Consider the following 14832-nt stretch of genomic DNA (forward strand, 5'->3'; position numbering starts at 1 on the left):
CTCGCTATGTAGCACACATTGTATGAGGAGCACTAAGTCTTACCGGATATATAAGAAAATCCATAATTATCGGGTTACATTTCGATTGAAATACAGCAATCAACCCTCAGTGTTTTTTTTCACCCCTGACACCGCTTCCTGATTAAGTTCTTTTCGCATCACTGCATTCTGCAGCGTCACGCCACGTCGAACAGGATGTTTTCGCTTCACCAAATAAAAACCATGACGTAAAAAGAAAGACTCCGCGGTTTTGCTCACGTGCGATGTGAGCTCGTTCAAACCGAGTAATCTGGCCTCTTGATGAATGCGATTCATAAGCAAAGTACCAACGCCTTGCCCTGGACAGGTTCCCGATACGAAAAAATGGTCAATATATCCATTGGGCTGAACATCAGCATACCCGGCTATTTCACCATCAATCTCAACGACAAAGGGTCGTAACGTCCTCATATGACTGGCCCAAAGTTCCTGATCAATATCCGCTGGAGCCCACGCATCGATTTGTTCTGGCGTGTAGTCGCGTGACGCGATGTTATGTACGGACGATAAAAAGACGCGAAATAATGCGGCCTCATCCCCATTTTTGAAACGTCGAATCTCCATTAATTCCTCTTAAACCGCGCTGCCGGATGCAATACTCCACAGCCATGATACACCTGTAGAATCTGTCAAATTGAGTTAATTGGACTCAGCTCTGCGCATGCAGAGAATAAATGTGGTCGATTTTACCACCCGGAACCTCATCCAGAAGTATGAGTGTGGCCAGAAGGTTCCCACTTCAGTGTGAACGCCACTGAGTGTTTCCATTGCCAGAGTTTACATAAAGCCTGGCAATGGAGGCGTTATGAGCTGGCGGCCTTTTTTATATCTTATTATTAATCCTCATCCGGTATTGAGCACCCGGCGCGGGCATCTGCGTCTGGTACAGGGATGACTTTGCATTCTGTTAACAAACACGATATAACAAACCTTCTTTGGATGTTTAGATGTCCATACGTTTGGAAGGTTATATGCAAACAACACAACAAAATGCGCCGCTGAAGCGCACGATGAAAACGCGTCACCTGATTATGCTCTCCTTAGGTGGCGTTATTGGCACAGGGTTATTCTTCAATACCGGGTACATCATTTCCACCACTGGCGCGGCGGGGACGTTGCTGGCCTACCTGATTGGCGCGCTGGTGGTCTGGCTGGTCATGCAGTGTCTGGGAGAATTGTCGGTGGCGATGCCGGAAACCGGAGCGTTTCACGTCTATGCTGCGCGCAATCTTGGTCCGGCGACAGGTTACACCGTCGCCTGGCTCTACTGGCTGACCTGGACCGTGGCACTTGGTTCGAGCTTTACCGCCGCCGGATTCTGCATGCAGTACTGGTTTCCGCAGGTACCGGTATGGATCTGGTGCGTGGTTTTCTGCGTCATTATTTTTGGCCTGAACGTTATCTCTACGCGCTTTTTTGCCGAAGGGGAGTTCTGGTTCTCGCTGGTGAAAGTGGTCACCATCATCGCGTTTATTATTCTCGGTGGAGCGGCTATTTTTGGCTTTATCCCGATGCATGACGGTTCGCCCGCGCCGGGGCTGAGTAATATCACGGCAGAAGGCTGGTTCCCGCACGGTGGTTTACCTATCCTGATGACCATGGTGGCAGTGAATTTTGCTTTCTCTGGTACTGAGCTTATCGGTATTGCTGCAGGTGAAACGGAAAACCCACGCAAGGTCATTCCGGTGGCAATTCGTACCACTATCGCGCGACTGATCATTTTCTTTATCGGCACCGTATTTGTGCTGGCAGCGTTGATCCCGATGCAGCAGGCTGGCGTGGAGAAAAGCCCGTTTGTGCTGGTGTTTGAGAAGGTAGGGATTCCGTATGCCGCCGATATTTTTAATTTCGTGATCCTGACGGCCATTCTTTCTGCGGCGAACTCCGGACTGTACGCCTCCGGGCGTATGTTGTGGTCGCTGTCGAATGAGCGCACGTTACCTGCCTGTTTTGCGCGGGTGACGAAAAACGGTGTGCCGCTGACGGCGTTGTCGGTCAGTATGCTTGGCGGCGTGCTGGCGCTGTTTTCCAGTGTGGTTGCCCCGGATACAGTATTTGTCGCGCTCTCGGCGATCTCCGGGTTTGCGGTTGTCGCGGTGTGGCTTAGCATCTGCGCCTCGCACTTTGTTTTTCGCCGCCGGCATCTGCAGCAAGGTAAGGCATTGAGTGAATTACATTATCGCGCACCGTGGTATCCGCTGGTGCCTGTACTGGGGTTTGTGCTGTGTCTGGTGGCTTGTGTGGGACTGGCATTCGATCCGGCGCAGAGAATTGCGTTGTGGTGCGGGTTACCGTTTGTTGCGCTGTGTTATGGTGCTTATTTCCTTACTCAACCCCGTAAAGCAAAACAGGAGCCAGAACATGTCGCAGAATAATCCGTTAAGCGCTCTCCTTGATAAACAGGACTTCCTGTTGCTGGATGGCGCAATGGCGACTGAACTGGAAGCGCGTGGCTGTAATTTAGCCAATAGCCTGTGGTCAGCCAAAGTGCTGGTAGAAGATCCGCAGCTTATCCGCGAAGTTCACCTTGATTACTATCGGGCGGGGGCGCAGTGCGCGATCACCGCCAGCTATCAGGCAACGCCTGCAGGCTTTGCCACGCTCGGACTGGATGAAGCGCAGTCAAAAGCGCTGATTGGCAAAAGCGTGGAGCTGGCACGTAAGGCGCGCGAGGCGTATCTGGCGGAGAATCCGCTGGCAGGGGGACTGCTGGTGGCTGGCTCCGTGGGGCCATATGGTGCGTATCTGGCGGATGGTTCAGAGTACCGCGGCGATTACGAGCGAAGTCAGGAACAGTTTCAGGCGTTCCATCGTCCGCGCGTAGAAGCCTTGCTTGATGCCGGGGCCGATCTGCTGGCCTGTGAAACGATGCCGAATTTTGCTGAGATTAAAGCGCTAGCGGAGTTGCTGAGCGCGTACCCGCGAGCGCGGGCATGGTTCTCTTTTACTCTGCGTGACAGCGAACATCTGAGCGATGGTACGCCGCTGAGCGAAGTTGTCGCGTTTTTGGCTCACTATCCGCAGGTAGTGGCGATTGGTATCAACTGTATTGCGCTGGAAAACACGACCGCTGCGCTACAGCATCTGCATGGATTAACGACGCTGCCGCTGGTGGTCTATCCCAATTCGGGGGAGCATTACGATGCGCAGAGCAAAACCTGGCATCATCATGGTGAAGGTTGTGCGCGGCTGGCGGATTATCTGCCTCAGTGGCGGGCTGCCGGTGCGCGGTTGATTGGCGGGTGTTGTCGCACCACGCCAGAGGATATTGCCGGGTTAAAAGCCTGTTTTTGAGCGTTACCGGGCCGGAAGGCCCGGTAAATCATCACGCCGCATCCGCTAATACAAACATCCCGTACGGGTGGATTTCGAGATAGTAGTGCTCACCGACGTCCGGCTGCAGGCGGGTTGCGTTAACCTGCAGTAAGATTTCCTGCCCGTGCCACACGACGGTCACCTCATACTGCGGCCCCATATAGGCGACGTGCTGGATCACACAGCGCTGGCTCTCTTCACCGCGATCGCTCAACGTAATTGCTTCTGGTCGTACGCCGACCGTGCCTTCGCCCTGAGTAGCAAAATGCAGTGGTCGCGGCAGTCGGTAACCGTAGATATCAACATATTCCTGACTGAATGCTGCCGGAAACAGGTTGGCGTCACCCATAAAGCTTGCCATAAAGCGTGACGCAGGTTGACGGTAGAGATCCTGCGGCGAGCCGATCTGCATGATATGTCCCTTGTTCATTACCAGTACGGTGTCGGAAACGGCAAAGGCTTCACTCTGATCGTGGGTCACGTACAGCGAGGTGATATCAAATTGCTTTTGCAACTCACGGATCTTATCGCGCATGCTGCGACGCAGGTTGGCATCAAGGTTGCTGAGTGGCTCATCGAACAGCAGGACTTTCGGTTTGAGGATCAGCGCGCGCGCCAACGCCACACGCTGCTGCTGTCCACCGGAGATCTGATCGACATAACGGTCTTCGAATCCTTCCAGATCGACCATCGCCAGCGCTTCTTTTACGCGGGCCTTCACTTCCGCGCGTGAGATACCGAGCATTTTCAGACCATAGCCGACGTTCTCTCCCAGCGACATATGCGGGAACAGAGCGTAGGACTGAAACACCATACAGATATCGCGCTGCTGAATAGAGCGATGGGTGACGTCTTCGCCATCAATGTAAATCTGCCCCTCGCTCGGTTTTTCCAACCCGGCGACCAGACGCAGAATGGTAGTTTTTCCGCAGCCTGACGGCCCCAGCAGCGTCACCATTTGCCCTTGTGGGATGGTGAGGTTGATATTGTCGATAACCGTATTGCTGCCGAATCGCTTGGTGACGTTGCGCAGCTCAACAAAATTTTTCTGACTCATAGTGCGCTCCATTACGCCTGGTTTTTGGCTTTTGAACGGGAGGTACGTGATTCACCGATCAGCCAGTCAAAGATGAAAATAATCGCCAGCATCACCACGATCAGAATCGAACCGTAGGCAATCGCCACGCCGTATTCGCCGTCTTCCACGCGGTTCAGGATGTAGGCGGTCGCCACGCGGGTATCCGGCGTCACGAGGAACACAATGGCGCTGACGGTGGTAATGGCACGGACAAAGCTGTAGATGAGCGCCGAGAGGATCGCCGGGCGCAGCAGCGGTAACAGGATGTGCGTGATGGTTCGCAGCGAACCGGCGCGCAGGCTGAGTGAGGCTTCATCCAGTGATTTGTCGATTTGTCCGAGTCCGGCGATTCCCGCGCGGATCCCGACCGGTACGTTACGCATGACCATCGAGATAATGACTATCGCCGCCGTTCCGGTGAGATACACCGGTGCGCTGTTAAAGGCCAGAATGTACGATACGCCAGCCACGGTGCCGGGTACTGCAAAACACAGCATGGTAGTGAACTCGATGGTCTTCTTGCCTTTGAACTGCTGGCGCACCACTACCCAGGCAATCAGCAGGCCGAAGATGGCGGTGATGGGGGCGGCAATACCTGCGTAAAGCAGGGTATCGAGCAGTGAAGGCCATGCTCCGTCGCTCATGCCCTGGCCGAACAGCTTGGTAAAGTTCGCCAGCGTCAGGGTGTAGTCCACGCCCCAGTTAACGGTAAAACTACCGTAGAAAATGCTGCCGTAGAGCAGGGCGTTAAAGGCAATCCACACGGCCAGCAGGGCGACGACGCTCCACACCAGGGTCACCGGCAGCGGCTGCACGTCGCCACGATAGGATTTACCCGAAACGGTGACGTACGAGCGTTTACCGATCCACATGTACTGCACGCAGAACACCAGCAACGAGAACAGCAGCAGGAATGCACCAAGCGTACTGGCGGCCTGGTAATCGAGCTGTGAGCCGGTGATGTAGAAGTAGATTTGTGTTGCCAGTACGTCAAAGTTACCGCCGAGGACCAGGGGGTTACTGAAGTCGGCCAGCGATTGCACCACGACAATCAAAAAGGCGTTAGCCAGCGCCGGTTTCAGCAGCGGGACAAATACACCGTTAAAGGTCTGCCAGCGACTGGCGCGTAGGGTGTAGGAGGCCTCTTCCAGCGAGGGATGAATAGTCTTGATCGCCCCGTCGAGGATCATAAATGCCATTGGGGTGAAAGCCAGCACTTGCGCCAGCCAGATGCCGGTAAAACCATACAGCCAGTTGGTATTCGTCAGCCCGAACCACTCCACCATAAATTCGGTGATGTAGCCGGAGCGTCCCATCATCAGAGTGACGCCTAAGCCGACGACAAACGGCGGAGTGACGATCGGCAGAATCGAGAAAATACGACCAATGATGGCGCTGCGTCTGGCGATACGGGTGGTGTAAATCGCCAGCACCAGACCGAAGAAGGTACAGCCGACGCCGACGGCAATCGACAGCATAATGGAGTTGAGGATCACCTGAATGATATGCGCCTGTGACAGCACATTCATAAACGCCAGTGGCGCAAACTCTCCGGTGTCGTTGGTGAACATCGGAATGAAAATGGCGATGCTTGGCCAGACGATAAAAATACCGATCAGCGCGATAATAGCCGTAAGTGAACCGATGACGAAACGGTCGCCGCCCAGCCATTCGAGGCGGGTGAGCGCCAGGGTCATGATCGCGCCCAGGGCCACAAACAGTACGATAGTGGCATAACCTAAACCGCGTCCTTCAAGTGTGGCGCTGGCGACAATAAAGGCCATGCAGAAAAACGCCCAGCCCGCATCGAGATAGTGGCGGCTGCACTGTTCGCGTCTGGCTTCCTGGAACGGGCGCACCAGCAGCAGGCTCGGCAGCAGATACCATAACCAGCTGATATTGAAATGCGACCAACTGTAAGCAGCGATAATTTCATCGCTTGTCGATTCCAGCAGGCCGTAGTCCAGACTCCAGCTTGGCAGCAGGGCAAACGCCAGCCAGCCCAGCAAAACCCAAAGGAATATCGCATCCCGTTTTTTCACGGGATGGAGTGCAAGTGTGTGTGACATAAGCGTTCCGGTGTTGTATGTAGGCCCGGTAAGCGCGAGCGCCACCGGGCATTAACCGCAAAATGTGGGCTTATTTACCCATCTTCACTTCGCTGACCCACTTGTTGATCAAGGCTTTACGCACATCGGTAGAACCATACTTATCCATGTCGTAATTGATAAGTTTCAGATCATCGAGTTTCAGTGAGTTTGGCGAGGTTTCGGCAGTGGTGTTGGTCAGGATCTGATAGGATTTGCCTTTCTTCCATGCCAGCTCCTGGGCGTCTTTCGACAGCACCCAGTCGACGAACAGTTTGGCGTTGTCAATATTACGAGCGCCTTTCAGAATGCTGACGCCACCAATTTCATAGCCGGTACCTTCGCAAGGGGAGATCAGTTCCAGCGGCGCGCCTTGTTCTTTTTCCAGCGAATAGTCGTGCAGGAAACCAATGCCGATAGCAGTTTCGCCACGGGCGGCGTTACGTGCCGGGGCTATGCCGGATTTGGTGTACTGGGAGACGTTGGCGTTGAGTTGCTTCAGATAATCAAAGGCCTGATCTTCACCCCATAGCTGGGCAAAGGTCGCCAGTGCGGTGTAAGCCGTGCCTGAACTTTGCGGGTCGGCAATCTGAATTTCACCTTTGTATTCCGGTTTGGTTAGATCTTTCCAGCATTTTGGTACTGGCAGGTTTTTCTCTTTCAGACGCTGGGTATTGACGCCAAAGCCCAGAATACCGACGTAAACCGCCGAGGAGAGGTTACCTTTAACCTTGGCGGGATCGCGGAATTTCTCCATGATCTGGCTGAGGTTCGGTGATTTATAGGGCTGCAGCAGACCCATTTCACCGGCCTGAGATTGCGGATCCAGCGTACCGCCGTACCAGACATCCGCCTGCGGGTTTTTCTTCTCGGCATCGACTTTCGCCAGCGTACTGCCCGATCCGTTACGGATGAACGAGGTCTTCACGTCATATTTGTCGCCGAAAGCTTTGGTTTCGGATTCACACATCTCGTTGGTGGCACTGCAATAGACCACCAGGCGACCTTCTGCTTGTGCAACGCTGCTTAAGGCAGCCAGCGCAATGCCGGATGCAATCAGGGTAGAGGTAAGCGTCAGTTTCATTGTTTTATCCTTTGACTGAGAGAAGGGGTAATGCCTGCAATAAGTAGCGGCATCAGCAATAAACCCATAAAGACAGCGGCTACCGAGAGCAAACTGAACATTCCCGACCAGCCGTAACGTTCTATGACCAGCGACAGCGGCCAACCCGCCAGCGCGGCCCCCAGATAGGCGAACAATCCGAGAAAACCCGTGATTGAACCTGCCGCCGCCTTGTGTCCGCATTCGACAGCGGCCAGGCCAATCAACATTTGTGGGCCAAAAACAAAAAAGCCCACGGTAAAGAAACAGACCGCCAGCAGTGCGTAGTGGTGAACCGGTGCCAGCCACAGGGCAGCGACAGAGACCATCAGCCCCAGCGTGAACAACAAAATCATTGGCGCGCGTTGTCCACTGAACAGCAAATCTGATCCCCATCCGGCAAACAGCGCCCCGAGTAAACCACCGACTTCAAACAGCATCACTGTGGCATTGGCGCTGAGCAGGTTGACGCCGTGGCTTTCCGTCAGCCAGATGTTGCCCCAGTCATTGAGGGCAATGCGGATCAAATAGACCAGCACATACGACACGCCGAGCAGCCAGATCATCGGGTTCTTCAGCATCGTCGTGCGTAACATTTGCCAAAGCCCCATCGGCGGGCTTTGCTGCTCCTGGCGCAACTCCAGCGGGTCATGTCGCCATTCTCCAACCGTGGGTAATCCCTCTTCCTGTGGCGTGCCTTTGAGTTGCAGAGTAAGCCAGATGCCTAATGCCATGCTGATGATCCCAGGTGCCAGCATGGCGGCCTGCCAGCCCCACCAGTGGGCGGCAAAGGCGCTAATCAGTGGGATCACCGCTCCACCGATGTTGATCGACATATTCCAGCAGCCCCACCAGAAGCCGCGCTCGTTGCGTGAATACCAGTGGGTCAACAGTCGGGCGCAGGGCGGCCAGCCCCAACCCTGGAAAAAACCGTTTAACGTCCAGACAGCAAGCAACAGGGGCAGTGATTCGCCAAACGCAAACACCACGTTTAATACGCCGGTGGCGAACAGGCCGATGCCCATAAACGCGCGCTGCCCGTGGCTGTCATGCCATAATCCGGCGGTGAATTTCGACAGGCCGTACGTCAGATAGAACAGCGATCCCAGCAGGCCGATATCGCCTTTATCCAGCCCAAGATCGGTTTGCAGCGCCGGAAGTACGTAGTTGACGCTTTTGCGCGTCAGGTAAAACGCGGCGTAGCCAATCACCATGCACATTAGCAGCCGGGGGCGTAGTGCCCGATATTGTTGGTCTGTTTTGCTGGCTGAGCGTGCGTGCATAGATAGCCGTCTCCGTTTTGCTGACTATATGAAAGTGAAACCGAAAGGGGATGAGAGAAAGTCCGGACTGACTAAGACTTTTTCCTGGTTAATGGCGGGTTTGTTGCAAATTTGTGGGCAGGTTAACAATTACCCGCGTACCATTCTGCGATTCGATCGTCAACTCGCCGCCGAGTGCATTAACGCGCTCACGCATTCCCTGGATACCGAAGCCAGGGATTTTTTCGGGTAGAATACCGACGCCGTTATCATCAACTTCCAGATGCAGGCTGTTTTCTCGCTGGCGTAACGCAATCGACACCTCGCTGGCGTCTGCATGTTTGCAGACGTTATTGAGTAATTCCTGCAAAAGACGATAAAGGGTGAATCTGACCGTTTCATTTTCTGGCGTATTTTCCATCTGATACTCAAACCGACAACGAATACCCCGTTCGGCAAACGCAAATTCGTTCACCAGATGATGTAGCGCATCTTTAAAGGACAGTTCATCGAGAGCGGGAGGGCGTAACTGGCGCAACAACTGACGGGTAGAGTGGTGAATACGTCGGGCAAGATCGTTGATCTGATTGGCGGCCTCGAGCGTTTGTTGTGGATTGTGCGCCCGTTTGACTAACTGCGACTGGATTTGAATCGCGGTAATGTTCTGGCCAATTTCGTCATGCAGTTCCCGCGCCAGGTTCTTGCGGGTATTTTCTTCGGTGCGGATCAGTTGTTCGGTCAACGCTCGCCGCGCTGTCAGTTCAGATTCCAGACGCTGGCGATAATGATGCAGGTTCTGCGCCAGATGCTGCTGGCGACTGATGGCGATCCCCAGCCCGATGCCCAGCAGTGCCTGGGTGGCGAGAAAAATCTCCAGTTCGAGTAGATTGCTGAATCCTACGCCTATCTGCCGGGCGATGGTGATCATCATGCTGCCGAGTAGCCCGGACAATACGCCCCCCTGCCAGCCAAATTTCCACGCCATCACCACGTTTGGCAGGAATACCACGATCAGTAGCAGGCGCTCGATATCCGGTGACAGAACCATCTGCGTACCGATGCCGATAATAAAAAACAGGCTGCACCAGATAATAAGCGACGTGCGCAGCGGTGGATTGGTGGTATCCAGACCGAGCAAATGATACCGGTGCTGCTGGCGGAGAAACTCGTAGATCAGATAGACAAATGGCGTCAGCAACACGCCACCGGTAAACGATGCCAGACCCGTCAACATAGCCGGACTTTGAATAAAGGGCGAAAGCAGGGCGGTGTTGAGTAATGACGTCACGGTGACCGCGGCCAGTAACAACGTTAATCGCTGCCAGTAAAGGGGGAAGCGGTGCCAGTAGGATTGCCCAATGCTCGCTGGGATCAGGCTGATAAACGGTGCTGCCAGCAGGATGTAGCCATTCAACAACTGCTCGCTGTGCAACCACAACAGCATCAGCACCGGTGGCAGCACCAGCGCGGGCCAGTAACGGCGCGAAAGCAGGATCAGCAGAGCAAGGTAGACGCCGTGAGGCAGAAATAACGCCGCCTGTTGGCCGTTATGGGTCAGGTAAAAACCTAGCGTCCACAGCATCAGCCAGCCCGATCCCCAGGCCAACAGGATAAAAAGTGAGATCACCCCATGGCGAGCCGATCGTGACATTAATGCCCCGTCAGCAACTGGTGGTCGAGGGCGAAATGCACCAGATCGATGGTGCTGTGACATTGCAGCTTGCCCAGTACGTTAGCGCGGTGGACATGGACAGTTTTATGGCTGAGATCGAGCTTAAAGGCGATTTCTTTCACGCTATCGCCTTTGACCAGCAGATCAAAGACTTCCCGCTCGCGTGGGGTCAGTACTTCCAGAACCTGCGCGGGCTGTTCACCACCGCGTAGCGCCCGTAAGGCATCGGCACACAGGTAATGCCCGCCCATACCCACTGAGCGTACAGCCTGTACTAATTCCTCGGGGCCGCAGCGTTTGGTCAGGTAGCCGCTGGCTCCGGCATCCAGTGCGCTTTGAACAAATGTAGGCGCGTCGTAAATGCTGAGAATGATGGCGCGAAAGCCGGGTTTCTGCGACCGCAGTCGTTTTAACAGGCTCAGACCATTTTCATCCGGCATGGCGATGTCCATTACCGCCACGTTGACGTCATCGCGCAGTAATGCGGGCCAGGCTTGTGCCGCGCTGCTGTACTGACCGATGACGTCAATGTCATCTTCGAGGCTGAGTAATTGCGCAAAGCCGGAACGCACCACCACATGGTCATCCACCAGCACAACATGAATCATGATATTGCTCTCTTGTCTGACAATGACGTCTATGATGCCTGCCAGGGCTGTGCTGGCAATCAATCAGGTATAGTTATGTAACGGATGTAACAAAATCGCAATAAAAAGGCGTGGCGCGGTTTTTGTGGAAAATCACTAACCTTTGCCGGTTTTTTTCTAAAAACGCTTTGTTCTTAGCCAGAATTTTTAATTCCTTTATCAAATTCAGCCGCAACGAAATACTGCCTCCATAACAAGACAGGGGAGCAGACAATCATGGGTATTTCATCGCGTAACACACTCCTTGCCGTACTGGCATTGGTTGCATTTCAGGCGCAGGCGGTCAATGTCACCGTCGCGTATCAGACTTCCGCCGAACCCGCCAAAGTGGCGCAGGCGGACAACACCTTTGCCAAAGAGAGCGGGGCCACCGTTGACTGGCGTAAGTTCGATAGTGGCGCGAGCATCGTGCGGGCACTGGCTTCCGGCGATGTGCAGATTGGCAATCTCGGTTCCAGCCCGCTGGCGGTCGCCGCCAGTCAGCAGGTGCCGATTGAGGTTTTCTTGCTGGCCTCAAAACTGGGTAACTCCGAAGCGCTGGTGGTAAAGAAAAATATCAGCACACCGCAGGATCTGATTGGTAAACGTATCGCCGTGCCGTTTATCTCCACGACCCACTACAGCCTGCTGGCTGCACTCAAACACTGGGGTATTAAGCCTGGCCAGGTGGAGATTGTGAATCTGCAACCTCCGGCGATTATTGCCGCCTGGCAGCGCGGAGACATTGATGGTGCTTACGTTTGGGCGCCTGCGGTAAATGCACTGGAAAAAGACGGCAAAGTATTAACCGACTCCGAAAAAGTGGGGGAATGGGGGGCGCCGACGCTGGATGTGTGGGTGGTGCGTAAAGATTTTGCCGAGAAGCATCCTGAGGTAGTGAAAGCCTTTGCCAAAAGCGCGATTGCTGCACAGCAGCCCTATATCGCTAACCCCGATGAGTGGCTGAAGCAGCCGGAAAATATCAGCAAGCTGTCGCGCTTAAGTGGAGTGCCGGAGGCAGACATTCCTGCGCTGGTGAAGGGTAATACCTATCTGACACCGCAACAGCAAACCGCCGAACTGACCGGGCCGGTAAACAAAGCGATTATCGACACCGCGCAGTTCCTCAAAGAGCAGGGGAAAGTGCCTGCCGTAGCGACGGACTACAGCCAGTACGTCACCGATCGCTTTGTGCAATAAAGGGGGCGCTGATGCTGCAAATCTCTCATCTTGCCGCCAGTTACGGTGGAAAACCTGCGCTGGACGATATCAATCTGACCCTGGATGGCGGTGAACTGCTGGTGGTGCTTGGGCCTTCAGGATGCGGGAAAACCACGTTGCTGAATCTGATTGCCGGATTTGTACCTTATCAGCACGGCAGTATTTTGCTGGAAGGGAAAAAGGTCGAAGGTCCTGGGGCTGAACGTGGCGTTGTGTTCCAGAACGAAGGTCTGCTGCCCTGGCGTAACGTGCAGGATAACGTCGGGTTCGGTCTGCAACTGGCTGGCGTAGAGAAAATGCAGCGTCAACGTGTCGCTCTGGAAATGTTGAAGAAAGTTGGATTAGAGGGCGCAGAAAAACGCTTTATCTGGCAGCTTTCTGGCGGTCAGCGTCAGCGCGTGGGTATTGCCCGGGCGCTGGCGGCGAATCCGCAATTGTTGCTGTTGGACGAGCCGTTTGGTGCGCTGGATGCGTTTACCCGCGAACAGATGCAAACCCTGCTTCTTAAGCTCTGGTATGAGACGGGTAAACAGGTGCTGCTGATCACCCACGATATCGAAGAGGCCGTGTTTATGGCAACGGAACTGGTGCTGCTGTCCCCAGGTCCTGGCCGGGTGCTTGAACGTTTGCCGCTCAATTTCTCCCGCCGCTTTGTGGCCGGAGAAGACAGCCGCAGTATTAAGTCCGATCCGCAGTTTATCGCGATGCGTGAGTATGTGTTAAGCCGCGTCTTTGAACAACGGGAGGCTTTTTCATGAGTGTGGTGATTAACGATAAACCCCGGCAGCGCGCGCTGAGCTGGCGCTGGCCGTTCTCTCGCCAGATTACGTTAAGTCTCGGTACGTTGACCGTTATCCTGGCGATATGGTGGACGGTGGCAGCTCTGCAATTGATCAGTCCACTGTTTTTACCCTCGCCGGGGCTGGTGTTACAAAAACTTATTACCATTGCCGGGCCGCAAGGCTTTATGGATGCCACGTTGTGGCAGCACCTGGCGGCAAGTCTGACGCGTATTGTGATAGCTCTGCTGGCAGCGGTGTTGCTTGGTGTTCCTGTGGGGATCGCGATGGGGCTGAGTCCGACTGTGCGCGGTATCCTCGATCCGATTATCGAACTGTATCGTCCGGTTCCACCGCTGGCCTATTTGCCGCTGATGGTCATCTGGTTTGGGATCGGCGAAACCTCCAAGATCTTGCTGATCTATCTGGCCATTTTTGCACCTGTTGCAATGTCGGCACTGGCGGGCGTAAAAAGCGCGCAGCAGGTGAGGATCCGGGCCGCGCAATCGCTGGGGGCCAGCCGTATACAGGTATTGTGGTTTGTTATTTTACCGGGGGCATTGCCGGAAATTCTTACCGGATTGCGCATCGGACTGGGCGTGGGCTGGTCGACGCTGGTGGCAGCAGAGCTGATTGCCGCGACGCGAGGTTTAGGTTTTATGGTGCAGTCAGCCGGTGAATTTCTGGCAACGGATGTGGTGCTGGCGGGGATCGCGGTGATTGCCGTTATCGCCTTTATTTTAGAACTGGGTCTGCGTGCGCTCCAGCGCCGTCTGACGCCCTGGCATGGAGAAGTACAATGAGTGAACGTCTGAGTATTAGCCCGCTGGGGCCGTATATTGGGGCACAGATAACAGGTGCGGATCTGACCCGTCCACTGAGCGATAACCAGTTTGAACAGTTGTACCATGCGGTACTGCGCCACCAGGTGGTATTCCTGCGCGATCAGGTTATTACGCCGCAGCAACAACGGGCGCTGGCGCTGCGTTTTGGCGATCTGCATATTCATCCGGTCTATCCCCATGCTGAGGGAGTGGAGGAGATTATCGTGCTGGATACGCATAATGATAATCCGCCGGATAATGACAACTGGCACACCGATGTGACGTTTATTGAGACGCCGCCTGCCGGGGCGATTCTTGCAGCTAAAGAGCTGCCCTCAACCGGTGGTGACACGCTGTGGACCAGCGGAATTGCCGCCTATGAGGCGCTATCTGCGCCGTTTCGCCAACTGCTAAGCGGTCTGCGGGCTGAACATGATTTCCGTAAGTCATTTCAGGAGTTTAAATATCGTAAGACTGAAGAGGAGCACCAGCGCTGGCTGGAGGCGGTAGCAAAGCATCCGCCGTTGTTGCATCCGGTCGTGCGCACGCATCCGGTGAGCGGTAAACAGGCACTGTTTGTGAATGAGGGATTTACGACACGGATTGTCGATGTGACGGAGAAAGAGAGTGAAGCGCTGCTCGGATTCCTGTTTGCCCACATCACTAAACCGGAGTTTCAGGTGCGCTGGCGCTGGCAGCCCAACGATGTGGCGATTTGGGATAACCGTGTGACGCAGCATTATGCTAATGCTGACTATCTGCCGCAGCGACGCATTATGCATCGGGCGACGATTCTGGGGGACAAACCATACTTCCGTGCGGGCTGA

13 protein-coding genes are annotated in these 14832 nt (G+C 54.5%); 6 read left to right on the forward strand and 7 right to left on the reverse strand.

Annotated features, from left to right (window positions below):
* Positions 1-99: 99 nt before the first annotated feature.
* The gene (locus OGX98_RS07340; protein WP_286595059.1) at positions 100-603 is read right to left on the reverse strand and encodes a GNAT family N-acetyltransferase; all 504 of its coding nucleotides are present in this window, start codon (positions 601-603) and stop codon (positions 100-102) included.
* 407 nt (positions 604-1010) lie between these two features.
* On the opposite strand from OGX98_RS07340, the gene mmuP reads away from it, so the two are divergent.
* Together mmuP and mmuM are read left to right on the forward strand one after the other, a co-directional pair.
* Positions 1011-2414: an S-methylmethionine permease gene (mmuP, locus tag OGX98_RS07345; RefSeq protein ID WP_286595060.1), complete on the forward strand. Its 1404-nt coding sequence runs from the start codon at positions 1011-1013 to the stop codon at positions 2412-2414.
* Positions 2401-3333, forward strand: coding sequence for a homocysteine S-methyltransferase (gene mmuM / locus OGX98_RS07350; protein WP_048221972.1), 933 nt, complete (start codon positions 2401-2403; stop codon positions 3331-3333). The genes mmuP and mmuM overlap by 14 nt, the downstream gene beginning before the upstream one ends.
* A 31-nt stretch (positions 3334-3364) precedes the next feature.
* Here the strand turns inward: mmuM and fbpC are convergent, their stop codons facing one another.
* The 6 genes from fbpC to OGX98_RS07380 all read right to left on the reverse strand — a co-directional run bounded on the left by fbpC (position 3365) and on the right by OGX98_RS07380 (position 11163).
* A complete protein-coding gene (gene fbpC / locus OGX98_RS07355) occupies positions 3365-4411 on the reverse strand; it encodes a ferric ABC transporter ATP-binding protein (protein WP_045440372.1) in 1047 nt (348 codons plus the stop codon).
* An 11-nt stretch (positions 4412-4422) separates the two neighbouring features.
* The gene (locus OGX98_RS07360) at positions 4423-6501 is read right to left on the reverse strand and encodes an ABC transporter permease (protein ID WP_286595061.1); all 2079 of its coding nucleotides are present in this window, start codon (positions 6499-6501) and stop codon (positions 4423-4425) included.
* Between the two features lie 70 nt (positions 6502-6571).
* Positions 6572-7603: an ABC transporter substrate-binding protein gene (locus OGX98_RS07365; RefSeq protein WP_045440378.1), complete on the reverse strand. Its 1032-nt coding sequence runs from the start codon at positions 7601-7603 to the stop codon at positions 6572-6574.
* Complete coding sequence (gene uhpC, locus OGX98_RS07370) at positions 7600-8904, reverse strand: MFS transporter family glucose-6-phosphate receptor UhpC (RefSeq protein ID WP_200012149.1); 1305 nt, start codon at positions 8902-8904, stop codon at positions 7600-7602. The genes OGX98_RS07365 and uhpC overlap by 4 nt, the downstream gene beginning before the upstream one ends.
* An 88-nt stretch (positions 8905-8992) precedes the next feature.
* Positions 8993-10534, reverse strand: a complete 1542-nt coding sequence (locus tag OGX98_RS07375) for an MASE1 domain-containing sensor histidine kinase (protein ID WP_048221970.1) — start codon at positions 10532-10534, stop codon at positions 8993-8995.
* Positions 10534-11163 (reverse strand): response regulator transcription factor, encoded by a 630-nt coding sequence (locus tag OGX98_RS07380; protein WP_048221969.1) that lies wholly within the window; start codon positions 11161-11163, stop codon positions 10534-10536. Before OGX98_RS07380 ends, OGX98_RS07375 begins: the two co-directional genes overlap by 1 nt.
* Positions 11164-11418: 255 nt before the next feature.
* Between OGX98_RS07380 and tauA the strand changes: the two genes are divergently transcribed.
* Genes tauA through tauD form a run of 4 tightly spaced genes read left to right on the forward strand, consistent with a single transcriptional unit; the run spans position 11419 to position 14832 of the window.
* Positions 11419-12381 (forward strand): taurine ABC transporter substrate-binding protein, encoded by a 963-nt coding sequence (gene tauA / locus OGX98_RS07385; RefSeq protein WP_045440390.1) that lies wholly within the window; start codon positions 11419-11421, stop codon positions 12379-12381.
* Between the two features lie 11 nt (positions 12382-12392).
* Positions 12393-13160: a taurine ABC transporter ATP-binding subunit gene (gene tauB / locus OGX98_RS07390; RefSeq protein WP_225760574.1), complete on the forward strand. Its 768-nt coding sequence runs from the start codon at positions 12393-12395 to the stop codon at positions 13158-13160.
* Positions 13157-13984, forward strand: a complete 828-nt coding sequence (gene tauC / locus OGX98_RS07395) for a taurine ABC transporter permease TauC (protein WP_045440395.1) — start codon at positions 13157-13159, stop codon at positions 13982-13984. The genes tauB and tauC overlap by 4 nt, the downstream gene beginning before the upstream one ends.
* Positions 13981-14832 (forward strand): taurine dioxygenase, encoded by an 852-nt coding sequence (tauD, locus tag OGX98_RS07400; protein ID WP_045440398.1) that lies wholly within the window; start codon positions 13981-13983, stop codon positions 14830-14832. Before tauC ends, tauD begins: the two co-directional genes overlap by 4 nt.

The sequence above is a fragment of the Citrobacter sp. Cm046 genome (assembly GCF_030333065.1).
GTDB classification, from domain to species: Bacteria; Pseudomonadota; Gammaproteobacteria; order Enterobacterales; family Enterobacteriaceae; genus Citrobacter; species Citrobacter murliniae.

What these genes read in the sequence shown, in the direction of transcription:
- OGX98_RS07340 (WP_286595059.1), bottom strand. Translation starts at nt 603, where the DNA reads ATGGAGATTCGACGTTTCAAAAATGGGGATGAGGCCGCATTATTTCGC.
- mmuP (WP_286595060.1), top strand. Translation starts at nt 1,011, where the DNA reads ATGCAAACAACACAACAAAATGCGCCGCTGAAGCGCACGATGAAAACG.
- mmuM (WP_048221972.1), top strand. Translation starts at nt 2,401, where the DNA reads ATGTCGCAGAATAATCCGTTAAGCGCTCTCCTTGATAAACAGGACTTC.
- fbpC (WP_045440372.1), bottom strand. Translation starts at nt 4,411, where the DNA reads ATGAGTCAGAAAAATTTTGTTGAGCTGCGCAACGTCACCAAGCGATTC.
- OGX98_RS07360 (WP_286595061.1), bottom strand. Translation starts at nt 6,501, where the DNA reads ATGTCACACACACTTGCACTCCATCCCGTGAAAAAACGGGATGCGATA.
- OGX98_RS07365 (WP_045440378.1), bottom strand. Translation starts at nt 7,603, where the DNA reads ATGAAACTGACGCTTACCTCTACCCTGATTGCATCCGGCATTGCGCTG.
- uhpC (WP_200012149.1), bottom strand. Translation starts at nt 8,904, where the DNA reads ATGCACGCACGCTCAGCCAGCAAAACAGACCAACAATATCGGGCACTA.
- OGX98_RS07375 (WP_048221970.1), bottom strand. Translation starts at nt 10,534, where the DNA reads ATGTCACGATCGGCTCGCCATGGGGTGATCTCACTTTTTATCCTGTTG.
- OGX98_RS07380 (WP_048221969.1), bottom strand. Translation starts at nt 11,163, where the DNA reads ATGATTCATGTTGTGCTGGTGGATGACCATGTGGTGGTGCGTTCCGGC.
- tauA (WP_045440390.1), top strand. Translation starts at nt 11,419, where the DNA reads ATGGGTATTTCATCGCGTAACACACTCCTTGCCGTACTGGCATTGGTT.
- tauB (WP_225760574.1), top strand. Translation starts at nt 12,393, where the DNA reads ATGCTGCAAATCTCTCATCTTGCCGCCAGTTACGGTGGAAAACCTGCG.
- tauC (WP_045440395.1), top strand. Translation starts at nt 13,157, where the DNA reads ATGAGTGTGGTGATTAACGATAAACCCCGGCAGCGCGCGCTGAGCTGG.
- tauD (WP_045440398.1), top strand. Translation starts at nt 13,981, where the DNA reads ATGAGTGAACGTCTGAGTATTAGCCCGCTGGGGCCGTATATTGGGGCA.